This is a genomic window from Streptomyces sp. NPDC001781 (genome assembly GCF_053596035.1).
On record NZ_JBSFFI010000022.1, the window covers coordinates 57324 to 80450 of the forward strand.

General features: G+C 73.0%; 19 protein-coding genes and 2 pseudogenes. 10 read left to right on the forward strand and 11 right to left on the reverse strand.

Features of this window, described 5'->3' with window-relative positions; all coding sequences use genetic code 11:
* The first annotated feature begins 6 nt into the window (after positions 1-6).
* From ACWCV3_RS20570 to ACWCV3_RS20585, 4 genes are all read left to right on the forward strand, one after another.
* The gene (locus ACWCV3_RS20570; RefSeq protein ID WP_451226055.1) at positions 7-1218 is read left to right on the forward strand and encodes an FAD-dependent monooxygenase; all 1212 of its coding nucleotides are present in this window, start codon (positions 7-9) and stop codon (positions 1216-1218) included.
* A gap of 107 nt (positions 1219-1325) precedes the next feature.
* Entirely contained in the window at positions 1326-2813 is a 1488-nt protein-coding gene (locus tag ACWCV3_RS20575) for an MFS transporter (RefSeq protein ID WP_451225937.1), read from the forward strand.
* The gene (locus tag ACWCV3_RS20580; RefSeq protein WP_451225940.1) at positions 2810-3376 is read left to right on the forward strand and encodes a TetR/AcrR family transcriptional regulator; all 567 of its coding nucleotides are present in this window, start codon (positions 2810-2812) and stop codon (positions 3374-3376) included. The genes ACWCV3_RS20575 and ACWCV3_RS20580 overlap by 4 nt, the downstream gene beginning before the upstream one ends.
* Positions 3377-3731: 355 nt before the next feature.
* Positions 3732-4226, forward strand: coding sequence for a DUF6328 family protein (locus ACWCV3_RS20585; RefSeq protein ID WP_451225943.1), 495 nt, complete (start codon positions 3732-3734; stop codon positions 4224-4226).
* 17 nt (positions 4227-4243) lie between these two features.
* Here ACWCV3_RS20585 and ACWCV3_RS20590 read toward each other — a convergent pair.
* The 6 genes and pseudogenes from ACWCV3_RS20590 to ACWCV3_RS20615 all read right to left on the reverse strand — a co-directional run.
* Positions 4244-4876: pseudogene (locus ACWCV3_RS20590) on the reverse strand (DUF2238 domain-containing protein); the annotation flags it as partial.
* An 81-nt stretch (positions 4877-4957) separates the two neighbouring features.
* A pseudogene (locus ACWCV3_RS20595) lies at positions 4958-5206 on the reverse strand (hypothetical protein); the annotation flags it as partial.
* Positions 5207-5322: 116 nt separating this feature from the next.
* On the reverse strand, positions 5323-6321 hold the full coding sequence (locus ACWCV3_RS20600) for a polyprenyl synthetase family protein (RefSeq protein ID WP_451225946.1): 999 nt from the start codon (positions 6319-6321) through the stop codon (positions 5323-5325).
* A complete protein-coding gene (locus ACWCV3_RS20605; RefSeq protein ID WP_451225949.1) occupies positions 6318-7358 on the reverse strand; it encodes a tetratricopeptide repeat protein in 1041 nt (346 codons plus the stop codon). Before ACWCV3_RS20605 ends, ACWCV3_RS20600 begins: the two co-directional genes overlap by 4 nt.
* A gap of 176 nt (positions 7359-7534) precedes the next feature.
* Positions 7535-8212, reverse strand: coding sequence for an AIM24 family protein (locus ACWCV3_RS20610; RefSeq protein WP_451225952.1), 678 nt, complete (start codon positions 8210-8212; stop codon positions 7535-7537).
* A gap of 72 nt (positions 8213-8284) precedes the next feature.
* Positions 8285-9496, reverse strand: a complete 1212-nt coding sequence (locus ACWCV3_RS20615; RefSeq protein WP_451225954.1) for a serine hydrolase domain-containing protein — start codon at positions 9494-9496, stop codon at positions 8285-8287.
* A 314-nt stretch (positions 9497-9810) separates the two neighbouring features.
* Here ACWCV3_RS20615 and ACWCV3_RS20620 point away from each other — a divergent pair, with 314 nt between their 5' ends.
* Together ACWCV3_RS20620 and ACWCV3_RS20625 are read left to right on the forward strand one after the other, a co-directional pair.
* Entirely contained in the window at positions 9811-11607 is a 1797-nt protein-coding gene (locus ACWCV3_RS20620; protein WP_451225957.1) for a M4 family metallopeptidase, read from the forward strand.
* A 227-nt stretch (positions 11608-11834) separates the two neighbouring features.
* Positions 11835-13043 carry an SGNH/GDSL hydrolase family protein gene (locus tag ACWCV3_RS20625; RefSeq protein ID WP_451225960.1) on the forward strand — a complete coding sequence of 403 codons (1209 nt, stop codon included), beginning with the start codon at positions 11835-11837 and terminating at the stop codon, positions 13041-13043.
* A 7-nt stretch (positions 13044-13050) separates the two neighbouring features.
* Here ACWCV3_RS20625 and ACWCV3_RS20630 read toward each other — a convergent pair whose 3' ends face one another.
* From ACWCV3_RS20630 to ACWCV3_RS20640, 3 genes are read right to left on the reverse strand one after another with little or no spacing between them, the layout of a single operon-like run.
* Complete coding sequence (locus ACWCV3_RS20630; protein ID WP_451225962.1) at positions 13051-13401, reverse strand: UBP-type zinc finger domain-containing protein; 351 nt, start codon at positions 13399-13401, stop codon at positions 13051-13053.
* Complete coding sequence (locus tag ACWCV3_RS20635; protein WP_451225965.1) at positions 13398-14867, reverse strand: ATP-binding protein; 1470 nt, start codon at positions 14865-14867, stop codon at positions 13398-13400. The genes ACWCV3_RS20630 and ACWCV3_RS20635 overlap by 4 nt, the downstream gene beginning before the upstream one ends.
* Positions 14864-16540, reverse strand: coding sequence for an FAD-dependent oxidoreductase (locus ACWCV3_RS20640; RefSeq protein ID WP_451225968.1), 1677 nt, complete (start codon positions 16538-16540; stop codon positions 14864-14866). Before ACWCV3_RS20640 ends, ACWCV3_RS20635 begins: the two co-directional genes overlap by 4 nt.
* 170 nt (positions 16541-16710) lie before the next feature.
* Here ACWCV3_RS20640 and ACWCV3_RS20645 point away from each other — a divergent pair, with 170 nt between their 5' ends.
* Complete coding sequence (locus ACWCV3_RS20645; protein WP_451225971.1) at positions 16711-17610, forward strand: universal stress protein; 900 nt, start codon at positions 16711-16713, stop codon at positions 17608-17610.
* A gap of 3 nt (positions 17611-17613) precedes the next feature.
* On the opposite strand, the gene ACWCV3_RS20650 is transcribed toward ACWCV3_RS20645, so the two are convergent.
* Positions 17614-18360, reverse strand: coding sequence for an MBL fold metallo-hydrolase (locus ACWCV3_RS20650; protein WP_451225974.1), 747 nt, complete (start codon positions 18358-18360; stop codon positions 17614-17616).
* A gap of 256 nt (positions 18361-18616) precedes the next feature.
* Here ACWCV3_RS20650 and ACWCV3_RS20655 point away from each other — a divergent pair, with 256 nt between their 5' ends.
* The 3 genes from ACWCV3_RS20655 (at position 18617) to ACWCV3_RS20665 (ending at position 21441) form a co-directional block, all read left to right on the forward strand.
* Complete coding sequence (locus ACWCV3_RS20655) at positions 18617-18889, forward strand: SHOCT domain-containing protein (protein WP_451225977.1); 273 nt, start codon at positions 18617-18619, stop codon at positions 18887-18889.
* A 206-nt stretch (positions 18890-19095) separates the two neighbouring features.
* The gene (locus ACWCV3_RS20660; protein WP_451225980.1) at positions 19096-19497 is read left to right on the forward strand and encodes a sulfocyanin-like copper-binding protein; all 402 of its coding nucleotides are present in this window, start codon (positions 19096-19098) and stop codon (positions 19495-19497) included.
* 378 nt (positions 19498-19875) lie between these two features.
* Positions 19876-21441 (forward strand): MFS transporter, encoded by a 1566-nt coding sequence (locus ACWCV3_RS20665; RefSeq protein ID WP_451225983.1) that lies wholly within the window; start codon positions 19876-19878, stop codon positions 21439-21441.
* Positions 21442-21591: 150 nt separating this feature from the next.
* Here ACWCV3_RS20665 and ACWCV3_RS20670 read toward each other — a convergent pair whose 3' ends face one another.
* Positions 21592-23127, reverse strand: a complete 1536-nt coding sequence (locus ACWCV3_RS20670) for a DUF1254 domain-containing protein (RefSeq protein ID WP_451225986.1) — start codon at positions 23125-23127, stop codon at positions 21592-21594.

The following is a 23127-nucleotide window of genomic DNA, read 5'->3' on the forward strand; positions in this document are numbered from 1 at the left end:
GTGCGTGTGAAGGTCGTCTGCGTCGGGGGCGGGCCGGCCGGCCTGTACCTCGCCATCCTGCTCAAGCGGCAGAACCCGTCCCACGACGTCACCGTCCACGAACGCGCCCCCGAGGGCTCCACGTACGGCTGGGGCGTCACCTACTGGCAGGGGCTGATGGAACGCCTCCGCGCCCACGACCCCGAGTCGGCGGACGCCGTCGCGGCCGAATCGGTCCACTGGTCCGAAGGCGTCGCCCACGTGCGGGACCTGACCACCCGTCAGCCCGGGGACCAGGGCTTCGGCATCGGCCGCCACCGCCTGCTCGCACTGCTCGCCGAACGCGCCCGGACCCTGGGCGTACGGCTGGAGTTCAACAGCGAGATCACCGAACCCCCCGCGGGGGCCGACCTGGTGGTGGCCGCCGACGGCATCGGCAGCGCCCTGCGCACCCGGTACGCGGACACGTTCGGCACCCGGGTGACCCACGGCCGCAACCACTTTTTGTGGCTCGGCACCACCAAGGTCTTCGACGCCTTCACCTTCGCCTTCGTCGAGACCGCCCACGGCTGGATCTGGGCCTACGGCTACCCCTACGACACCGGGCACAGCACCTGCGTCATCGAGTGCTCGCCCGAGACCCTCACCGGACTCGGCCTGCACGCCGCCGGCGAGGGCGACGGGCTCGCCGTGCTGGAGCGCCTCTTCGCGGACCTCCTCGACGGCCACCCCCTCATCGGCCGGGCGTCCGACGGCGCCGGCGTCCCCTGGCTGAACTTCCGCACCCTCACCAACCGCACCTGGCACCACGACGGCCTCGTCCTGCTGGGCGACGCCGCCCACACCACCCACTACTCCATCGGAGCCGGCACCACGCTCGCCCTGGAGGACGCCATGTGCCTGGCCACCGCCCTGCGCGAGCATCCCGCCCTCCCCGACGCCCTCGCCGCCTACGAGAAGCGCCGCCGCGCCGAGCTGCTGTCCGCGCAGAGCGCCGCCAGCTACAGCGCCCGGTGGTACGAGAGCCTGCCCCGCTACATCGAACTGCCCCCGCACCGCATGTTCGCCCTGCTCGGCCAGCGCCATTCCCCACTGCTGCCCCATGTGCCGCCCCAGCTCTACTACGGACTCGACAAGGCCGCCGGACAGCTCGAACCACTGCGCCGGCTCAAGCGCTGGCTCGGCCCCCGCGCGGCCCGCGCCCTGCACGCCGCGCGCACCCCCGGCCGCTCCCGCTGACCTCCGCCGCCCCGGCTCGGGGCAGGGCACCTGTTGGTGAATGGCCATTCACCGCATAGAGTGAATGACCATTCACCAGCCACGCACATTCATCCGCAGGAGCGTCCATGGACCCCTCCGCCCCCATACCCGAGCCGTCCGGCACCCTCGCGGCGCCGCCCCGGCTGCGGGAGCGCCTCACCATCCCCGTGCTGGCGTCGGGCGGCATCCTCATGGCCGTCATGCAGACAGTCGTCGTCCCGCTCCTGCCGGACCTGCCCCGGCTCACCGGGTCCTCACCGGCCGCCGTCTCCTGGACGGTCACCGCCACGCTGCTCTCCGGTGCCGTGCTCACCCCGGTCCTCGGTCGCGCGGGTGACATGTACGGCAAGCGCCGGGTGCTGACCTCCGCGCTCGCCCTGATGACCGTCGGCTCGGTGCTGTGCGCGCTGTCCTCGGACATCGCCGTACTCATCGCCGCCCGCGCCCTCCAGGGCGCCGCCGCCTCCGTCGTCCCGCTGTCCATCAGCATCCTGCGCGACGAACTCCCTCACCAGCGGCGGGGATCGGCGGTCGCGCTGATGAGCTCCACCGTCGGCATCGGAGCCGCCCTCGGTCTGCCGCTGGCCGCGCTCGTCGTGCAGTACGCCGACTGGCACACCATGTTCTGGCTGACCAGCGCCCTCGGCGCGCTCGGGGTCGCGGCCACCTGGTGGGCGGTCCGGGAGTCGCCGGTGCGCGAGTCCGGCCGGTTCGACGCCGTCGGGGCGCTCGGCCTGGCCGTCGCGCTGGTCTCCCTGCTGCTCGCCGTCTCCCAGGGCGGCCAGTGGGGGTGGACGAGTCCCGCCGTCCTCGGGCTGTTCGCCGCCTTCGTGGTGGTGCTCGCCCTGTGGTGGCGCCAGCAGCTGCGGACCGCCCGGCCGCTGGTCGACCTGCGGCTGGTGACCCGGCCGCGGGTGGGCCTGTCGCATGTGGCGGCCCTGCTCACCGGCTTCGCCTTCTACGCCAACTCCCTGGTCACCGCCCAGCTCGTGCAGGCGCCCGAGTCCAGCGGCTACGGACTCGGGCTGTCCATCGTCGCCACCGGCCTGTGTCTGCTGCCCGGCGGTGTCACCATGCTGCTCCTCTCGCCGCTGTCCGCGCGGATCTCCGCCCGGCGCGGGCCCAGGATCACCCTCGCGCTCGGCGCCGCCGTCATCGCCTGCGGCTACGCGCTGCGCATCGCCGACAGCCGCGACCTGTGGATGATCATCCTCGGGGCGACCGTGGTCGCCACCGGCACCACCCTCGCCTACTCCGCGCTGCCCACCCTGATCCTGCGCGCCGTACCGGCCGCCCAGACCGCGTCCGCCAACGGCGTCAACGTCCTGATGCGGACCATCGGCCAGGCCGTCTCCAGCGCCGCCGTCGCCGCCGTGCTGGTCCACCACACCAGCCTCGCCGGCGGGCTGCCCGTGCCCACCCTGCACGGCTATCTGCTCGCCTTCGCCATGGCCGGCGCCGTCGCGCTCGCCGCCTGCGCGGCCGCGCTCACCATCCCCGGCGACAGCGCCCCCGGCGGCACCCCCCGCGCCGAGGGCGCCACCCCGGGGGCTCGCGCCCTGGAGGAGGCGTGAGCACCGCGCCCGCTCCCGCGCGCCGGGACGCCGAGGCCACCAAGGCGGCCATCCTCAAGGCCGCCCGGCACCTCCTGGCCCGGCACGCGCACGCCGACATCACCCTCAGGGCCGTCGCGGAGCGGGCCGGGGTCAGCCCGCCGCTGGTGGTGAAGTACTTCGGCAACAAGGACGCCCTGTTCGCCCGTGTCATGTCCTTCGACACCGACGCCGACGACCTCCTCGACGCGCCCCTCGCCGGCCTCGGACGGCACATGGTCCGCCACGTCCTCGCCAGTCAGCGCGAGCGGGGCGCCGACCCGCTGCTGCGCATCGCCTTCGCCCCGCTGCACGGCGACCACGGCGACATCCTGCGCGCCAACTTCCGCGCCCAGGTCACCGATCGCCTCGCCGCCCGCCTCACCGGCCCCGACGCCGGCCTGCGCGCCGAACTTGCCGTCGCCGCGCTCATCGGGGTCGGCGTCATGTACGGCATCGCCCGCGGCCCGCATGTGCGCGAGAGCGGACCGGACCAGGTGGCCGACCGCTACGGGCCGCTGGTGCAGGCTCAGTTGACGCCCTGACTCACCCCTGGGAGCGTCTCGTCGATCACGCCGGGCCGGCCCCCGGTGGCACGCGGCCACCGGCCAGAGCGTGCCGTTCCGGGACCTCAGGGAGGTCGTCGGCCGGTACCCCGACCTGCACGTGGTGGGTGGACCGCCGGAGCGGGCGGGGGAGCACTCCGGGTTCCTCGGCCGGTGTTCGCGGGGTGGACAACCCCACCTCCGGTGCCACGACCCGCGAACGGCTCCGCCGGCGGCCCACCGGGCCGTGTTTCCTGGCCGATCCGGACGAGGATCACCACTTCGAGTGAGCCCGCACAGCAAGACCGATCAAGTGAGCGGTTTGAAAGAACGTTTGCGTGGTTAATTGCACCGCATGACCGAGCAGGCACCGCGCAGGGGGCGGGACGAGACCAGGGAAGAGCGGGCCGATCGCAAGTGGGGGGAGCTGATCCAGGAGGTACGCGTCGCGCAGACCGGCGTGCAGATCCTGTTCGGCTTCCTGCTGACGGTGGTCTTCCAGCCCAAGTACGCCCAACTGTCCAGCACCGACCAGATCATCTACATCGTCACCGTGGTCCTGGGGGCCTGTGCGACCGGCGCCCTCATCGGGCCCGTCTCACTGCACCGCCTGGTCTCCGGACGGCGGGTGAAACCGGAGGCGGTACGGCTGGCAGGGGGACTGACCTTCGTCGGTCTGGTGCTGCTGCTGGCCACCATGGCCTGTTCGCTGCTCCTGATCCTGCGGGTGGCCACCCACAACGGCTACGTGCCCTGGCTGGTCGGCTCCGTCGTCTTCTGGTACCTGCTCTGCTGGTACGGCCTGCCGATGTGGGCCCGCTTCCGGCACACCGACCCCGAGGACCGCTGACGCCCGTTAGGGCTCGCGAGGACCGCCAGCGAGCGGTCGTGGACCCGGCTGAGCAGCAGCAGGGAGAGCACGGAGCCGATCAGGGCGCAGAACATGTCCCACTGGGTGTCCCACACGTCGCCCTGGGTCGCGAGGAACGCGTCGGCTCCGTGCCCGCCGATCACGGCGGCCAGCCACTCCAGCATCTCGAAACAGGCGCTGAAGGCGAGGCAGGCGCAGACCGTCAGCGGGGCCAGCCAGCGGCTGCCGCGCAGCGGCGAGGTGCGGGTGAGCAGCTCCCGTACCAGGATCGCCGGGACGAAGCCCTGCATGAGATGCCCGAACCGGTCGTACGGATTGCGGCTCAGGTGCAGGGTGTCCCGCACCCAGTCGCCCGCCGGTACCTGCGCGTACGTGTAGTGGCCGCCGACCGCCAGGACCAGCGAGTGCGCGGCGAGCAGAGCGCACAGCAGGCCGGTGAGCGGGAAGCGCCGCCGGAGGAGCACCACCAGGGGCAGCCCGATCAGCACCCAGAAGGTCTCCAGGAACCAGGTCGTACGGTCCCGCGCGCCCCACGCGGAGACGGCCAGGCCCGCGGCGGACACGCCCGCGAACACGGCGGGCGGCACCGTGCGGCGGACGATCGGCCGGTCGGGGTGGACTGCGGTCATGGCGGGCTCCAGAGGCTGGACGGTGTCGGTCGCCCCATCGTCCGGCCACCCGGCGCGCGGGGGCATGAGTACCGGTACTCATGCCCAGTAGTGGCGCACGACCCGCTCGGGGGAGCACTCAGCCGGCTCCGCGAACTCCTTCGCGGAGATCCTCGGGGTCTCCCCGGCCGCCTGCCCGCCCGGCCGTACACTGCGCGCCACCATCAGCGCGGGCGCCCAGCCGCCGGTGCGCGCGTACACCCCGAACTCGCGGGCGTCACGCGCCACGAGGTCGGACACGGGCGCCGGAGCGACGGCGGTCGTCTCGGAGGGCTCGACGGCCAGGGTCACGCATGACTCTCCTGTCTGCGGGGGCTCGATGGTGCGGCCACCCGGCGGGCCGCGCGCCGGGGGGCAGCCTGTATGGCCCGACAGGTGATGTTCGGCCCCCGCCGGGGCCGGTTCCCTCAGCGCTCGCGGTCCGCGAGCCCGTCCAGCAGGACACGCAGCCCGGCCGCCGCACCCGGCTCCAGCGGCAGCCCGTCGAGCAGCTCACGGGCGGCGGCCATGTGCGAGCGGGCCTTTGACAGGGCCGCTCGCCGGCCGCCCGCCGCCTCGATCAGCGCCGCCGCCTCCGACGTGCGGTGCCGCCGGAGCAGATCGGGAAGGCACGCTCCCTCGGGGGCGGCGAGGGCGGCCACCACCGGGTACGTCCTCTTGCCCTCGCGCAGGTCGCCCCCCACCGGCTTGCCGGTGACCTCGGGGCGGCCCCATATGCCCAGCACGTCGTCGGCGAGCTGGAAGGCGACCCCGGCGTGCCGCCCGGCCCGGTCCAGCGCGGCGACGACCGGACGCGGCGCCCCGCCCAGCATCGCGCCGAGCGCGAGCGAACAGCCCAGCAGAGCACCGGTCTTGCCCTCCGCCATCACCCGGTACTCCCCGGGTGTCACCGCTTGCGGGCCGGTCCACGGCCGGGAGGCGAACAGCAGGTCGTCGGCCTGCCCCCGCAGCACGTCGGCCAGCGCGCCCGACAGCAGCCGCACCCCGCCGGGAACGTCTGCCAGGACACCGACGGCCAGCGCGAACAGGGCGTCCCCGGCGAGGACGGCGGGACCCGTGCCGTACGCCTTCCACAGCGCCGGGCGACCGCGCCGCACGGCGTCGCCGTCCATGATGTCGTCGTGCAGCAGCGAGAAGGCGTGGACCAGTTCCACCGCGACCGCACCCGGCACCCCCGCCCCGGCGTCCGCGCCGGCCGCCCGCGCCCCGAGCACCGCCAGTGCCTGCCGCACCCCCTTGCCGCCGGCCTCCGCGCCCTCGCGCCAGCCGAAGGAGTACGCGGCCATCTCGGCCAGCCACGGATGCAGCCCGGCGACCGCCTCCCGCAGCGCGGGACGCACCAACTCCCTTGTCCCGGACAGGATGTGGGCCGCCGTGGTCCGCTCCTCGCGGAACACCGCCGTCACCGGGCACCCTCCGCCCCGGGCGCGAACTCGGCCTGCGCGCGGGCCACCATCTCCCGTGCGTGCCGCAGCCCCGAGCGCTCCAGCACGACCGCCAGTTCGGCCAGTTCGGCCGCCGTCTCCTCAGGGTCACGGCCCAGGCGGGCCAGGGACTTGGCCAGGCCCAGCCGGGACAGTGCCTCGCCGCGCGGTTCGTCCATCGTGCGGAACTCGGACAGCGCAAGGACGTACAGGTCCCGCGCCTCCTCGTGACGCCCGGCGCGGTACAGGACGTTGCCGCGCATCTTGTGGTTGTAGGCGAGCGCGCTGGACAGGTTCATCGTCCGGCACGTCTCCTCCGCCCGCGACAGCAGCTCCAGCGCCCGGTCGGTGTCCGAGTCGCGGGCCGAGAGGATGTCGGCGAGCCCGCGCAGCGCCCAGGCGTGCCCGCGCCTGTCGTCGGCGCGCTCCGCTATCCCGGCCGCCTCCTCGAAGAGCGCCCACGCCCGGTCGAAGTCGCCGGTGTTGCGGTGCATCTGGGCGATGCCCTCCAGAGCCCACACCGTGTGCCGGGCCTCTCCCCGACGGCGGGCCTCGGCCAGCAGTTGTTCGTGCAGCCGGCCGACCGCCGCGTAGTCACCCTGGATGCGGCCGGTCTCCGCGAGCCCGGCCAGCGAGTAGCCCCGGACCACGATGTCGCCGCCGCGCTCGCCGAGTTCGGCCGCCAGCCCCAGCAGCCGCCAGGCGAGCGGGAACGCCCCGCGCTGGCGGGCCAGCGTGCCCCCGCTCCACAGCGCCCAGGCCATCGCCCCGGTGTCCCCGGCGGTACGGGCCGCGCGGTAACTCGCCTTCCACGCGCGGTCGGCCTCCACCGTGCTGCCGAGCCGGCGGTTCGCCTCGGCCACCGCGAGACCGCAGCGGGCCACCTCGGCGGCGTGCCCGGCCCGCTCGGCCTCGCGCAGCCGCTCCAGCCCCTCGGCGAGCACGTCGGTCAGCGAGGAATTGACGGACAGGGTGGTCAGGGCGCCCTGGTACTCCGGGGCGAAAGCCTTGCCGTACATGTGAACCCTTCTATACACCACGTGTATACGCGCCGCGTATACCACGCGGGCGAATCGCCCCGGTCCACCGGGGGTCCGGGGCGGGGTCGGTCGTGGGGCAAGACGCGGGTACGGCGACGGGGGTTGCCCGTGCGACGCGGATCACTCCGGGTGGCACGGGCAACCCCCGCATGGAATCAGTGCTGTTGGGTCTTCTGCGGCGTGGCCTCGCTGGGCCGGACCACCACGACGCCCTCGCCCTGGAGCATGAGCTGGACGGCTTCGCCCGAACCGCCCCGCAGCATCGACCCTATGGACTGCGAGCGGTGCAGCGAGGTGCGCAGGTTCGCCGTCCAGCCGACCACCGCGTCCGTGTCGACGTACACCGGCGCCTGCTCGGAGACCGGTATCACCAGCGGTTCGCCCTCGCAGATCAGGCCGAGTCTGCCGTGCCCGCTGAAGACGCTGTTGAACAGCCCGCCGCCCGCGATGCCGGAGCCCTTCACCGTCTTGATCTCGTACGACAGCGATGCGTCGAAACACAGCACGTTGCGGCCGTTGACGGTGAACTGGTCACCCGGCTCCACCTCGACGACGAAGCAGTTCTGCGCCTCGTGCGCGAACCAGGCCTCGCCCCGCCCGCGCACCGACATCAGCGGCAGTCCCTCGCCGGTCACCGCGCGCTTGAGCATGCCGCCCACGCCCTGGCCCTTGCGCTCGAACTGGAGACTGCCCCGGTGGGCGATCATCGCGCCCTGACGGGCGAGCATCTCACCATCCACCGCGTACCTGACGCACTTGCCGTTCTGCATCGTCATTCCCGGCTCGACGGCCGGACGCACCATGTGCCCACTGGAAAAGAGTTCGCCCTTCATGAGCGCATGGTGTCCCGGACGGAACCGTTCCGCCAAGATCACCGCACTGACGGGCCGGCCGGGACGCGGAGTTCAGCGTGCCGGGGCCGGGGCGACGTCCGCGTTGCGCTCCACCAGGGCCGCCCCGCGCCGCTGCTCGGCGCCCTTGCCGCAGAAGGCCGGCTCCAGGGCGCCCGCCAGCGTGTTGAGCACCTTGCCGTTGTTGGAGGTGGTGGCCACCGCCGTCAGCGCCCGCTTGCCGTCCTTCGTGGCGAACGCGTAGGTGTAGTAGCCCTGTACGGCGCCCGTGTGTCCGTACACCGACACCCCGCAGGACAGGTCCCTGCGGCGCAGGCCGAGGCCGTACGCGGTCGTCGCGTCGACCTTGGTGAAGCGCTCCATCTGGGCGAGCCGGGCGGCGGAGAGCAGCTTGCCGCCCAGCAGCGCCGCGTAGAACGTGTTCAGATCCTTGGCGGTGGAGATGACGGCGCCCGCGCTCTGCGCCCAGGACACGGTCTGCTCGGTCGCGTCGACCAGTGGGTCACCGGACCGGTCCGGGGTCAGATAGCCGCGCGCGAACCGGCCGGGGATCCTGGTGTCGGGGTGGACGTAGAAGGTGTCCCGCAGCTTCAGCGGGCCCGTGATCCGCTTCTCGTACGCCTCCTTGACCGGGCGTCCGGTGAGCTTCTCGATGAGCATGCCGGCCACCACGAAGTTGGTGTTGGAGTACGAGTAGGCCGCGCCGGGCGCGTTGACGCGCGGCTTCCTCAGGGAGAGCGCGATCAGCCGGGGGTAGGTGAACACCTTCTTCCGCACGGCCTCGAAGCCGGAGACGCTCTCGGCGAACATGTCGTTGGTGTAGTCGTACAGGCCGCTGCGGTGGCTCAGCACGTGCCGCACGGTGATGGCGTCGCCCGGCAGCAGCTCCGGCAGGTACCGGTTGACCGGTGCGTCGAGGTCCAGCCGCCCCTCGTCGGCGAGTTGGAGCAGGACGACCGAGGAGAAGGTCTTGGTCACGCTGCCGATGCGGAACCGGTCGGCGGTGCTGGCCGCGCGGCCGGTTCCCCGGTCGGCGACACCCCGGCTGATCAGATGGCTGCGGCCCTGGTCGTCGATCCGGGCCAGCGCGGCCGGGGCGCCCTGGGTGCGGACCGCGCGCAGCACCCCGTCCACCCCCGCCGTGTCGGGTGCGGGAAGCGCGGCAGCCGCGCCCCTCTCCCCGGTCGCCGCCCGTGCCGGGACGACGAGCAGCGACAGCGCCACCGCTCCCAGTACCGCGCTCCTGCCCGCCGTTGCCGAGACCATCAGGTCACCACTCCCGTCCACACAGCCGTTGATGCGACGTGCGTCACATTCCGGCCTGGAACCTAGGGGATTGACGGCCCGTCTCCCCAGTCGACACACAGTCGGCCAGGTGGTGATCACTCCGGGGTGTCCTTTGGGTAAAGGATTGTCCCGGAGTGCAGCGAAATAGATCATTCCTTCTTTACGTGGCCATGACTCATCCGAAAGGGTGAACCTTCGGGGCGCGACCCGCCTGCCCCGATGGTCGCCCAACGGCGCCATGTGCCACGACGGCCGGCGTGTCCGGCCGTCGTCGAACGAAGGAACAACCCCTGGTGCGCAGACCGCACATACGCAGTGTGGCCGTCGCCGTCGCGGTGGCGACGGCGGCCACGGGCCTGGCCGGCACGGCCTTCGCCCGCCCCGCGCCCTCGAAGGCCCGCACGGCCGCCGAAGGCGTCCGGACCGCCGCACGGACCGCCCCCGTGGTGAACGCCGCCCGCGCGGCCGCCGTCGCCCACGCCGACGCCTCCGGGGTCGGCACCGGTGACGAACTCCGTGTGCAGGACGTCATGTTCGACCCCGAGGGCGGCCGTCACGTCCGCTTCCAGCGAGCCCACAGCGGCATGCCGGTGCTCGGCGGCGACCTCGTCGTCCACCTCAACCGGCAGCTCGCCTACACCGGCGTGACCACCGCGGCCGGCCGGGCCGTGCAGGCCACCGCCTCCGATGCCCGGATCACCCCCAGGCAGGCAGCCGCCAAGGCGGCCGACGCCGCCGAGGGTGACGCCGGCACCGCCGAACTCGTCGTCGACGCGCGCGACGGCGAGACAGCTCTCGCCTACCGGGTCACCGTGACCGGCAGTGCCCTGGACGGCGCGAGCGGTACCCGCACGGTCGTCGTGGACGCCGTCACCGGCGAGGTCCGCAGCAACGCCCCGGACGCGGACGAGTTCCTCTCGCCCAAGCTCCGCAAGACGCTGCGGGCGCGCGGCGAGACGCTCACCCCGTCCACCTCCGCCCAGAGCGCGCCCGGTCTCCTCACGGGCATCACCTCGGGCGCCTCGGGCTACCCGGCGACCGCCCGCGGCACCGGCAAGACCCTGTTCGCGGGCAGCGTCCCGCTGACCACCACGCAGACCTCGCGCGGCCACTTCCAGCTCAAGGACCCCACCCGGTACAACACCGAGACGCGGGATGCCAAGGGCAAGTACTCCGAGTCCTTCGGCAGCGGCACCGCGATCACGGGTACCAGCAACGTCTGGGGCAACGGCAGCACGGGCAACCGCAACAGCGCGGCCGCCGACGCCCAGTACGGCGTCACCAAGACCCTGGACTTCTACAAGAAGACCTTCAACCGGTCGGGCATCGCCAACAACGGCAAGGCCGCCCGCGCGATGGTCCACTGGGGCCGCGGGGTCGGCAACGCCTTCTGGGACCCGGCGTGCGGCTGCATGCTGTACGGCGACGGCGACGACATGATCAAGAAGCCGCTGGTCGTCCTCGACGTCACCGGTCACGAGCTGACCCACGGGGTCGTCGACGCCACCGCCAAGCTGGAGCCGACCTACGTCGACCGCGACGGCAACCAGTACGGCGAACCGGGCTCGCTCAACGAGTCCCTCGCCGACATCTTCGGCTCCAACGTGGAGTTCTTCGCCGCCAACGCGAAGAACCCCCCGAACTACCTGCTGGGCGAGAAGCTTGGCCTGAAGCAGAAGTTCCTGCGCCGCCTCGACCGCCCCTCCCTGGACAAGCTGGAGGGCACCGTCGACTACTGGTCGAAGGCCACGTACGACACCGAGGTGCACGCCGGTTCCGGCGTCTCCTCGCACGCGTACTACCTCCTGGCCGAGGGCAGCGGCAAGAAGAAGATCGGCGGCGTGTCCTACGACTCGCCGACCTACGACGGCGGCGCCGTCAAGGGCATCGGCCGGGCCAGGGCCACGGCGATCTTCTACCGCGCCCTGACCCGCTACATGGTCTCCACCACCGACTTCCACGACGCCCGCGTGGCGACGCTGAACGCGGCCAGGGACCTGTACGGCGCGACGAGCACCGAGTACCGGACCGTCGACCGGGCCTGGGCCGCGGTCAACGTCAAGGCCGCCAACACCCCGGCGAACCGCTGACGTACACCGGCTCCGGCCGGGCCCCGTCCCGCCTCCGGGCGGGGCGGGGCCCGTGGCGTGCCGGCGAAGGCCCGCGCCCTGCCCACGGCGTCCGGTTCCGCGCACCCATCCGGTCCTACGGACGAGACACCACCCGGTACGCGGGCGGACACGCACCGTACCGAGGTGCGGCGCGCGGATGTCGGCGGGACCATCGCAGGCATGGGCCACACGAAGGAACCAGGCAGGTGAACGGCCGGGGGAGAGCGTGCCGGGCGGCCGCCGTCCTGCTGCTCACCCTCACGGGCCAGGCGACGCCGGCCCTGGCGGTGACCCCGCCCGCCGGAGTCACCGTGCGCGGCTCCGGCGTGGTCACCTGGGCCGCGAGCGCCCAGCGCGTCGGCCAGGGCGCCGACCGGGCCTACCGGCTGATCGTGAAGGTCAGCGCGGGCGGGAGCGACCTGCGCGTCCGGCTGTCCAACGCCTACGGGGACCGCCCGCTCACCGTCGACTCCGCCCACGCGGGCCTCCAGGCCGGCGGGGCGGCCCTGGAACCGGGCAGCAACCGGGCGCTCACCTTCGGCGGCAGGCACGCCGTCACCGTCCCGGCGGGCGGCGCCGTCTGGAGCGATCCGCTGCCCGGCCCGGTCCCCGCCGGAGCCCGCCTCGCCGTCAGCCTCCGCACGCCGGGCGCGCGAGGACCCGCCACCGGCCACGAGATGGCCCTCACCACCTCCTACCTGGGCCGGCACGCGGACCCCGGTGGGGACGGCGGCACCGGGTGGACGCCGGCCACCGGATCCTGGTGGTACCTCGACGCCGTCTCCGTACGCCCCGCACGCCCCCGTACCGGCGCGGTCGTGGCGCTCGGGGACTCCATCACGGACGGGTGGGGGTCCACTCCCGGTCTCGACCGGCGCTGGCCCGACGACCTCGCCCGGCGGCTGCGCGCGGCCGGCACGGGCATCGCCAACGAGGGGATATCCGGCAACCGGATCCTCACCGACAACGACGGCGGCCCGAGCGCCGGGCGCCGGCTGGAGCGCGACGTGCTCTCCCAGCCCGGCGTGCGCACGGTGATCCTCTACGAGGGCGTCAACGACCTCAAGGCGCGGGGCGGCGCGAGCGCGGCCCAGATCGTCGCCGGCTACCGGAAGATCAGCGAGCGGGCCCACGCGGCGGGCCTGTGCGTGGTCGGCGCCACCGTCGCCCCCTTCAAGGGCTGGCTCCAGTGGAACCCGGCCGCCGAGAGGGTACGCCGCGAGGTCAACCGCCAGATGCGCACCGACGGCGGCTTCGACGCCGTCGCCGACGTCGACCGCGTGCTGCGCGACCCAGGTGACCCGGCCCGGCTGCGCCCCGACCTCGACAGCGGCGACCATCTCCACCCCGACGACGACGGCATGCGCGCCATCGCCGGGGCCGTCGACCGCCCGAGCCGGGACTGCCGGCGCTGACGCCGGTTCAGCCCAGCAACCGTGCCCAGTCGGCCGGGACCCGTCCGGCCGGGCCCGGTACCGGCTGGTCGACAGGGTGGCTCTCCGGCGGGGCGAGGGCGGGGCCCGACTCGTACAGCTCCTCCGTGGCGTAGTTCCAGAACCAGACCTCGCCCGGCTCGAAGCTGCGCAGCACCGGATGGCCGGTCTTCCGGTGGTGCGCGGTGGCGTGCTTGCCCAGCGAGTCGTCACAGCACCCGATGTGCCCGCACCGCGCGCAGCGGCGCAGGTGGAACCACCAGCCGCCCGCCTCCTCGCACTCCTCGCACCCCGTACCGCTCGGCGGCACGGACGGGTCGATCGCGGTGTCCTCACTCATGCGCCCTCCAGGGGTTCGCCGGTTCCGCCGGACGTGGTGCCGGCACTCAGGGGGAGACGGACCTGGAAGCGGGTGTCGCCCGGGACCGACTCCAGACGCAGGGTGCCGTGGTGCTTGTCGACGACGATCCGCCGCGAGATGTCCAGCCCGAGACCGGTGCCCGCGCCGACCGGCTTGGTGGTGAAGAACGGATCGAAGATCTGCTCCCGGATCTCCGGCGGCACACCGGGCCCGGTGTCCGCGAACTCCACCAGCGCCCGCTCCCCGTCCCGAGCCGTCCGCACGGTCAGCGTGCCACCGCCGCCGTCCTGGGTCATCGCGGACACCGCGTTGTCGATCAGGTTGGTCCACACCTGGTTCAGCTCCGCCGGATAGCCCGGCAGCGAGGGCAGCGTACGGTCGTAGGAGCGCACCACCTCGATGTGCGGGCCGAGCTTGCCCGACAGCATCAGCAGCGTGCTGTCGAGGAGTTCGTGCACGTCCACCTCGCGGAACGGTGCCCGGTCGAGCTGGGTGTACTGCTTGGCCGCGTCGACCAGCTGGGAGACCCGGGTGGTGGCGTCCTCGATCTCGTTCATCAGCAGCTCGGTCTCGATGGTGTAGTTGAGCCAGCCCACCGCACCGCCCAGGATCTCCCGGTCCACCGTGGAGGCCACCCGCTCCAGCCAGTCGGCGTCCAGCCCGGCCTGCACGAAGACCGGGGCGAGCCGCCACCCGTCCTCGATGCCGTGGTCGCTCATCCAGTCGGCCAGCGCGTCCTCGCGGTCGGCCGCCTCCAGCGGACCGAGCGCCGGCGCCTTGGCGACCTGCTCGGCGGTGCGCTCCTGCATCTCGATCAGGGTCGCCAGCGCGTCGCGGGAGAACGGCCCCTCGGCGATCAGCGCCAGTTTGTGCCGCATCCGCGCCACCCGCTCCCGCAGGGTGGCTGTGGCGCGCACCGCTGCCGCCGCGGGGTTGTTCAGCTCGTGGGTGAGCCCCGCCGACAACGAGCCCAGTGCCAGCAGCCGTTCGCGCTGTCCGATGGCCGCCTGCGTGCTCTTGGAGCCGAAGAACAGCCCCTCCAGCAGATGCACCGCCATCGGGAACCAGTCCCGCATGACCTCCGCGAACACCGCGGCGGGCAGCACGAAGAACCGCGTCGGCTCCGTCACCCGCATCGAGTTGTTGTACAACTGCCGCATCCGGTCGCCGAGATACGCCTGCATCGCGCCGCCGTACACCCCGCGCTGGGAGGTCCGGGACACCTCCACGTCCTCGGCGCCGATCCGCCGCGACAGCACGACCGTGCCCTCGATCAGCACGTAGAAGCAGGTCGCCGGGTCGCCTTCGGTGTACACCGGGCCCGGTTCGAACAGCTCCACCCGGCCCTCGCGGCACAGCCGCCCCAGCTGACCGGGCGACAGCCGCTCGAAGAGGAACAGACTGCCGATCTCGTCGGCGCCGCACGGCAGCGGGCGCCCGCTCACGACTGCTCCAGATAACGGTGGACGAGCATCACGGCCATGGCTCCCTCTCCTACGGCGGACGCGACCCGCTTGGCCGACTCGGCGCGCGCGTCGCCCGCCACGAACACACCGGGCACACTGGTCTCCAGGTGGTACGGCGGCCGGTCCAGCTCCCAGCCCTCCGGCAGCTCCCCGTCCACAGTCAGGTCCGGGCCGGCCAGGATGAACCCCCGCCCGTCCAGGCGCACGGTCCCGTCCAGCCACCCGGTCAGCGGGGCGGCGCCGATGAACACGAACATCCACCGGGCCTCGACCTGGTCGGCCTCACCGGTGTCCACCCGGCGCAGGGTCAGCCGCTCCAGCCGGTCCGAGCCGTGCGCCGCCTCCACCTCCGTGCGGACGCGCACCGCGATGTTCGGTGCCTGGGTGATCTGCTGGACCAGGTAGTGCGACATGGACGCCGACAGGTCGGGCCCACGCACCAGCAGCGTCACCGACCTGGCGAACCTGGACAGGTACACCGCCGCCTGCCCGGCCGAGTTGGCGCCGCCCACGACGAACACGTCGTGACCGAGGCAGGACGGCGCCTCGGTCAGCGCCGACCCGTAGAACACCCCGCAGCCGGTCAGCCCGGCACAGCCCTCGGCCGTGAGACGCCGGTACTGCACCCCCGTCGCCAGGATCACGCTGTGGGCGCCGATCGCGGAGCCGTCGGCGAACCGGACGATCCGTGCCGCGCCGTTGACCTCGAGTCCCGTCACCTCGCGCGCGGTGAGGAGCTCCGCGCCGAACCGGGTCGCCTGGCGGCGGGCGCGGTCGGTGAGCTGGACGCCGGAGACGCCGTCGGGGAAGCCGAGGTAGTTCTCGATACGGGAGCTCTGCCCGGCCTGGCCGCCCGTCGCCGAACGCTCCACCAGCACCGTGCGCAGCCCCTCCGAAGCCCCGTACACCGCCGAGCCGAGCCCGGCCGGACCGCCTCCGATGACCACCAGGTCGTAGAAGTCGGACGTCGGCGTCGTCGCCAGGCCGACCCGCGCGGCCAGTTCCGGGGGCTCGGGCTCGACCAGCACCCCGCCGTCCGGGGTGATCACCAGCGGCAGCCGCAGCCCGTCCTGCCCGGCGGCCGCCAGCAGCCGCCGCCCCTCCGGGTCCTCCACCGAGTACCAGCGGTAGGGCACCTGGTTGCGGGCCAGGAACTCCCGTACGTCCGACGAGCGCGCCGACCAGCGGTGGCCCACCACCCTCATGAACGGCACCGGACGGTGGTCCCCGGTCCGCCAGGCGGCCAGCAGGTCGTCCACCACCGGGTACAGCTTCTCCTCCGGCGGGTCCCAGGGCTTGAGCAGATAGTGGTCGAGGTCGACCACGTTGATCGCGTCGATCGCCGCGCCCGTGTCCGCGTACGCCGTCAGCAGCACCCGCCGGGCACCGGGATAGACGTCCATCGCGCGTTCCAGGAACTCGATGCCGTTCATCACCGGCATCCGGTAGTCCGCCAGCATCACCGCCACGCAGTCCCCGCGCAGCTTCAGCTCGCGCAGCGCCTCCAGCGCCGACTGGCCGGACTCGGCGCGCACCACGCGGTACGACGCGCCGTAGCGGCGCCGCAGATCGCGGGCGACCGCGCGGGACACGCTCGGGTCGTCGTCCACGGTCAGCAGGACGGTCCGTGCGCCGTCGGTCGGCTCTGCCATGCGTTCTCACCCCGGGCGGTCGGGAGCACGGGACGGTCCCGCCCATCGTATGTGTGTTTCTCCCGCTTCGCCCCGGTGTGCTCCTGGCGTCGGATCGCGGACGCACCCGTCCGCTGTGGCAGGGTCATGGCGACGACGGAACACGCCGGACGACGAGGAGACCCGCACGCATGACACGCCCGATCACGGCAGGGGTGGACGGTACCGGGGAGAGCCTGGCGGCGCTGGAGTGGGCGGCACGTGAGGCCGTGCGCCGGGGGCGGACGCTGCGCGTGGTGCACGCCTGGAAGGAGGCCGGGGAGCTGCCCGCCGACCGGGACACGCAGCGCGCCTGGGCCGAGGAGGGCGTCGGCCGCGCCGCCGGCTCCCTCACCGAACGGCACCCCGGTCTGGACGTGACCGTGGAGCTGGCCGAGGACGACGCGGTGGACGCGCTCCTCGCGGCCGGCGCGGACGCCGAGGTGCTGGTCCTCGGCACCCGCGGACACGGCGCGGTCGTCGGCTTCCTGCTCGGCTCGGTCGGCCTCCGGGTCGTCGCGGAGACCACCCGGCCGGTGATCCTGGTGCGCGCAGGGGACCGCCCGGAGGCCGAGTCCGCCGGGCGGGAGATCGTCGTCGGCCAGCACGGCACCCCGGAGGACAGCGCCGCCGCGCTGCGCTTCGCCTTCGAGACAGCGTCCGCCCGCGGCGCCACCCTCCGCGCGGTGCGCGCCTGGACCCTGCCGCCCGTGTTCGCCTACAGCCCCGGCTCGCTCAAGCTGCTGGACGAGTCGGGCGGCCTCGAACCGTACGAGAAGCGGGCGCTGGCCGACGCGCTGCGGCCCTGGCGGGAGCGGTTCCCCGGCGTGCCGGTCGTGGAGCACGTCGAGATGGGCAGCGCCGGACAGGTCCTGGTCTCCCAGGCCACGCGGGCCCAGCTTCTCGTGGTGGGCCGCCGGGCCCGCCGTACGGCGGTAGGCGCCCGGATCGGGTCGGTCGCGCACGGTGTGCTGCACCACGCGGGCAGCCCTGTCGCCGTCGTCCCGCAGGACCGGCCCACCGCCCCGGAGCCGGGTGACGGTCCGGCCTGACGGTCAGGACACCCGGTCGCGGGCCTGCTCGACGGCGGCCCGCACCGGGCCCCGGTACAGCGGACCGTGCCCCGGCAGCAGCAGGTCGCCCTCCAGCGCGCCGATCAGCGCCAGCGAGGCCACCGCCCGGTCTCCCTCGTGGTGGAAGAAGCCGTGCAGCATCTGCGGGCCCCGGACGCGGGAGGTCGCGTGCCCGGTGATCAGAGCGTCCCCGGAGATCACGACGCCCGCCTCCGGCAGGTGGTAGACACAGTGCCCGTCGGTGTGGCCCGGCGTGTGCACGGGCACCGGGCGGCCCGGCAGGTCGAGGGCACCCCCGGCCGCGAACGGCTCGGGCCTCAGCACCGGGTTGCGCCCGGTGCCGCCCGCCTTGACCACCTGCACCGCCCACGGCACCACACCGGGCCGCCAGGCGTTGCGCGCCACGTCACCGAGGGAGCACTGCTGGAGGAAGTCCCTTCGCGCGTGCGGGACTTCGGCCGGATGCAGCAGCACCGGCGTACCGTGGACGTCGCGCAGGTACTCGGCCGAGCCCAGGTGGTCGTTGTGCGCGTGGGTGATCAGTACCGCGGTGACCGCCTCGGGTGAACTGCCCACGGCGGCAAGGGAGTCGAGCAGCAACTGCCGGTCTCCCGGATATCCGGTGTCGATGAGTGCGACGTCCTCGCCGTCCTTCAGGATCACCCAGTTGACGTGGTGGGCCCGCACCAGGTGAACGCCCTCCTCGACCTGCTCTGTCCGTGCCCGCATGTTCCCCTCGGATTCCGGCCGGTGACCTGACCGGCCCAGCCAATCAGACGCCGGAGCCGGCGCACCCCGCCAGGGCGGAACCGGACGCTTGTCCGGCGCCCGGCGGCCCGCGCCGGCTCGTGGACGCCGTGCGGGGGCGGGACGCAGGAGGGGTTGGGTCCTCCGGCCCTCCCATCCGGGAAGTGTGGCCCAGATCGCTCGGGGCCTCACCGGTTGATCCTGGTAGCGGAGCAGTCAGCCGAGGGAAGTGATCGGCATGTGGTACGACGGCGGATGGAGCTGGGGCGGCTGGATCATCATGACGGTGTTCATGGTGCTGTTCTGGGCGGTCCTGATCGTCGGGGTCATCGCACTCGTGCGTTACCTCGCCGGTGCCCGTCATCAGCAGCGGCCCGGCTCACCGCCGCCCGGTGAGGGCGGGTGGCAGGACCGAGGGGCCGAGAGCCTGCTCGCCGAGCGGTTCGCGCGTGGGGAGATCGACGAGGACGAGTACAGACGCCGGCTCACGGTGCTCCGGGAACACCGGTGAACCCGCGTCGTCGCCGAGGGGTCTGGCCGTCGGTCGCCATTGCCGCCGCGGCCTTGGTCCTGGGCGTCGTTACCACGGGTCTGATGGCCGCGTCCGGCGCCTTTCACAGGCCGGGGTCCGCGGCCTGGCATGCGCAGAGCACACGCTGCGGCGCACCGGCCGCGCGGGGCAGCGCGGTCGAGGTGACCGTCCGGGACACCGGACGCATGATGAAAGGCCCGAACCGGACCGCGCCGAACGACGGCCACCCCGGTGGGTACGGCATGGGCATGATGCGTCTGGTGGCGCGCCCCGCGGCCGTTCCGGCGGGAAGGGTCACGGTGCGGGTGGTCAACGCCGGACACCTCACGCACGAGGTGATCGTGTTGCCGCTCGCGGCGGGCCGGGCAGCCGGGGAACGTGCCGTCGGCTCCGACGGCCGGGTATCGGAGGCAGGCAGTCTCGGCGAGGCGTCCCGCACCTGTGGCAGTGGGGCCGGCGAGGGCATCGCCTCGGGTGCGGCGGGCTGGACCACGGTGACTCTGAAGCCGGGCCGCTACGAGCTGCTGTGCAACATCCCGGGCCACTACGCGTCCGGCATGTACACGGAGCTGTACGTCACCCGGTGAGCGGAGAACCGGCGGCTGCCCGAACCGGCGCCGAGGGCGGCACGACGGCCCGACACGGAACGTGGGCCCCTGTCAGCGGCCCGGGTGGCTCCTGATGTCCCGCTCGCGCAACCCGAAGCCGTCGGGCCGGGCGGCCTCCGTGGCCCAGGGGACGCACGACCGCGACGTGCCGGGGAAACGGTCCGTCGTTGGGTTCGTCCAGGCTGGTGACGAGCCTGGACGCACCAGACCCCGCTCACCGGGATCGATCGGCACCGCTGCTTCCCCGCGCCTCGATCCGCCGGACAGGCCCTCGGCCGACCCGAACGCCGGACTTCCGCGCGTGTCGGTCCGGGGCAGCCCGGTGGTACGCGGTGACCCGGGTTAGCGTCGACCGGCATGGCACGCCGGCGCACGGGAGGTATCGCGGTGCCGACGGTCAGGCCACACGCGGACGCCACGACCCTGCCGATCGTCCTCGCCCTCGCCCTCGCTTTCGCGGTCACGGTCGTCGACCCGCTGGTGCTCAGCCTGAACCTGCCCGAGGTGAGCCGGGCCCTTCATGTGCCGCCGCAGGCCCTCGGGCTGCTGAGCGGAGCGGCGACCCTCGTGATGGCCGCCGCCGTCCTCGCCGCGGGCAGCCTCGGGGACATGTTCGGCCTCAGGCGGCTGCTGATGCTGGGACTTGTCGTCGTCGTGGTCGCAGACCTGCTCTCCGTGTTCTCCCCCGGCTACGGCTTCCTGCTGGCGATGCGCTTCCTGGACGGGCTGGGGATGACCGCGCTGCTGGGAGTACCCCTCGCCCTGCTGAAAGTGGTGGTGCCGCCGGAGAGACGGCCGATGAGTATCGGCGTCCTGATGGCGATCACGATGATCCTCTGCGGAGCGGCCCCCGCGTTCGCGGGGTGGATGGTGGCGGCCGTCGGCTGGCGGTCCCTGTTCCTGATCGCCCCCGTCCTGTGCCTCGTCTCGCTCTGGCTGACGGCCCGCCGCGTCCCGGAGTCACCCGTCCAGCGGGGCCGCCGCCTGGACGTCCTCGGTGTGGCGATGATCGGCGCCGCCCTGCTGGCCCTCGTCCTCGGTCTCGCGGCGGCGCAGAACGGCATCTCCCGGCCCGAGACCTGGGTGCCGCTGGTGATCAGCACGGTCGTCGCCGTGCTCTTCGTGCTCCACGAGCGTCGCACCGCTGAGCCCGCCCTGGATCTGGCGCTGTTCTGCAGCAGACCCTTCCGTGTGGCCTTGGCCGCGACCCTCACGCTGAACTTCCTCGCGGCCGGACTCGGCATCGTTCTGGGACAGTTCGGGAGCATCGTCCTGTCGCTGTCCCCAGAGACCATCGGCCTGCTGTACCTGCCCGGCACACTGCTGGTCGCCGGTGCCGTCGTCCTGGCCGGGCGCCTGGTGGGCAAGTACACCCCGCGGCCGGTGATGGTCACCGGACTGGTGCTGATGGCGGCGAGCGGGCTGCTGCTGGCGGGCACGGCGGGCCCGGCGATGGCGGTGTGGCTGCTCGTACTGGCAACGTGGCTGTGCAACCTCGGCTCGCTGGTCACCTCCACCTCGGTGTCCGAGACGGTCCTCTCCCAGGCACCGCCCGGGCATTCCGGCACGGTGGCCTCCGTCCAGATGGCCTTCGCGATGACCGGCTCCGCGTTCGGGCCCACCGTCTACCTCCTCCTCTTCGACGTCTTCTTCAAGCGGCAGTGGCTGGCCGACGCGAAGTCACGCGATCTGTCGGTGAGAGAGGCCGAACAGGCCGTGGACGCCGTACGCGGTGCGATGGCGCAGAATCCGGGTGGCAGCGGATACGACCCGAACCTGTTGCGACAGGCATCGGGACTGGATCTCGCGCTGGACTTCGCCGGGGGTCTGCGGCTCACCATGCTCGCGGTCAGCATCGTGCCGCTCGTCGTGGCTGCGATGGCCCTCTGGCTCATGCCCCGCCGGGAAGGGCCCCGCGCGTAGCGCTCGCCGCTGCCACGGCGGACGCCGGCCTCGGCGCGGGGCCGCACAGTGCGGGAACGGACGTACGGAGCCGAGGCGGCCTGTCACCGCGCACACCGACCGTGGCGCCGGGCGGACTCCAGGCGGCGCCACGGTCGTCCGGCGGTGCCGTCAGGCGACGGGGCTGATCGGTGGGCACTCCCAGCGTGCGTCGATGACCTCGGGACGCGGGAGGTACATCCGCAGTGCGGCGAACCAGATGCCCCGCGCCGGTGTGGGCAGCCAGTTGGACTCCTCGGCAGCTCCCGGGGAATCAGGCTGCAGGCGGATGGTCAGGCTTCCCTCCGCGTCCATGACCAGTCCCCGGGTCCGGTCACCGATGGAGTACCGGCCGATCGGGTTGGGGACCAGGTTCCTGTCCTCGCCGTAGACGGTGAGGGACCAGAACGCGTCGACGGGAGGGAGGCTTCCCGGGTCGAAGCGCAGTTCGTAGCGGCCGGTGGACAGCCTGGCGCCGTCCCCGTCGTGGAAGGCGGCCAGGTACACCGCTTCCTCGGGGTCGTTGGCGGCGACACCGACCAGGGACTGCTCCGCGGCCCGCCGCAGGAAGTCGTCCCCGAAGCGTCCCATCTGCGGTGGCGGGTAGCGCCAGCCGTTGACGACATGGGCCCATTCGCCGCTGAGCAGTTGCTGTTCGAGCATGGGCGCCCCCGTGGCCGCGGCCCGGATCAGGCTCTGCTTGACGGCTTCGGGCTGGGCCTCGACGTCGATCCCGGGCCCGATGCCGATCTCCGCGAACTGCTTGAGCAGGACCTCATGGTGCGGTGGCGGCGGGTTCTCGGCCAGCATCGCGTTCAGGGTCTTCCACGGTCCCAGGGGGTCCCTGGCCGCGTCGATCGGTTCCAGTACGTCGTGCCGCGCCGGGATCTGCGCCCCCTTGCTTCCGAACAGGTGGAGCGGAACCAGCCGGTACCGGTCCTGGAGCGCGTGCACCTTCGAGAGGTCCTGCTCGCCCTCGACGAGCGTCCGGCCGACGATGAGGATCCAGGGGCTGGGCGCGGTGGCCGTGCGCCGTACCCCGTCGGGGAGGTCCCCGCTCCAGCCCGGTCCGACGAGGGCGAAGTCACCGGCGTCCGGGCCAGTGGTGCGTGCGCCGACGTAGTCGTAGTTGTCGGAGGTCACGCCCACCAGTTCGAAGGTGAAGTACCGATCCCCCATGTCCGGGTGCGAGAGGACGACGGGTCCCTCGCTCAGATCCACCCAGGCGAACGAGTACAGCGTGTCGTTGTTGGGACACAGCCCCTGCCGGTCGGAGGCGTCGAAGAGCTTCCGGGCGTGCCAGAAGTGGTTGACGGGGGCGTACGGCGTCGTGTCGGTGCCGGACTCCGGGGTCACCCACCGGTGGCGGAGCCCGGCGTTGTAGATGTAGGGGAACCCGTAGACGAAGGCCTGCTCCCCGAGCGTGTAGGCGTACTCCCGGCGCCAGTCCGTGACGTGGCCGGTCAGCACCGGCCTGACCGACTCCCACATCAGGGGCAGTGCCTGCGACGTCCTGCGGGCGCGCTCGGCCGCGACGCCCGGATGACGCACGGCTTCCGCCGTGGCCCTGCCTGTCACCACCGCGGCCTTGCCGATCGTCGACGCGACCTCGGTGACCTGGTGGCGCAGTCGCTGCCCGGGACGGTTGTTCGTGGCTGGAGAGGCCAT

Coding starts and splice junctions, on each gene's coding strand:
- ACWCV3_RS20575 (WP_451225937.1), top strand. CDS start 1,326: ATGGACCCCTCCGCCCCCATACCCGAGCCGTCCGGCACCCTCGCGGCG.
- ACWCV3_RS20585 (WP_451225943.1), top strand. CDS start 3,732: ATGACCGAGCAGGCACCGCGCAGGGGGCGGGACGAGACCAGGGAAGAG.
- ACWCV3_RS20605 (WP_451225949.1), bottom strand. CDS start 7,358: ATGTACGGCAAGGCTTTCGCCCCGGAGTACCAGGGCGCCCTGACCACC.
- ACWCV3_RS20610 (WP_451225952.1), bottom strand. CDS start 8,212: ATGAAGGGCGAACTCTTTTCCAGTGGGCACATGGTGCGTCCGGCCGTC.
- ACWCV3_RS20615 (WP_451225954.1), bottom strand. CDS start 9,496: ATGGTCTCGGCAACGGCGGGCAGGAGCGCGGTACTGGGAGCGGTGGCG.
- ACWCV3_RS20630 (WP_451225962.1), bottom strand. CDS start 13,401: ATGAGTGAGGACACCGCGATCGACCCGTCCGTGCCGCCGAGCGGTACG.
- ACWCV3_RS20640 (WP_451225968.1), bottom strand. CDS start 16,540: ATGGCAGAGCCGACCGACGGCGCACGGACCGTCCTGCTGACCGTGGAC.
- ACWCV3_RS20645 (WP_451225971.1), top strand. CDS start 16,711: ATGACACGCCCGATCACGGCAGGGGTGGACGGTACCGGGGAGAGCCTG.
- ACWCV3_RS20650 (WP_451225974.1), bottom strand. CDS start 18,360: ATGCGGGCACGGACAGAGCAGGTCGAGGAGGGCGTTCACCTGGTGCGG.
- ACWCV3_RS20655 (WP_451225977.1), top strand. CDS start 18,617: ATGTGGTACGACGGCGGATGGAGCTGGGGCGGCTGGATCATCATGACG.
- ACWCV3_RS20660 (WP_451225980.1), top strand. CDS start 19,096: ATGATGAAAGGCCCGAACCGGACCGCGCCGAACGACGGCCACCCCGGT.
- ACWCV3_RS20665 (WP_451225983.1), top strand. CDS start 19,876: ATGGCACGCCGGCGCACGGGAGGTATCGCGGTGCCGACGGTCAGGCCA.
- ACWCV3_RS20670 (WP_451225986.1), bottom strand. CDS start 23,127: ATGGCCTCTCCAGCCACGAACAACCGTCCCGGGCAGCGACTGCGCCAC.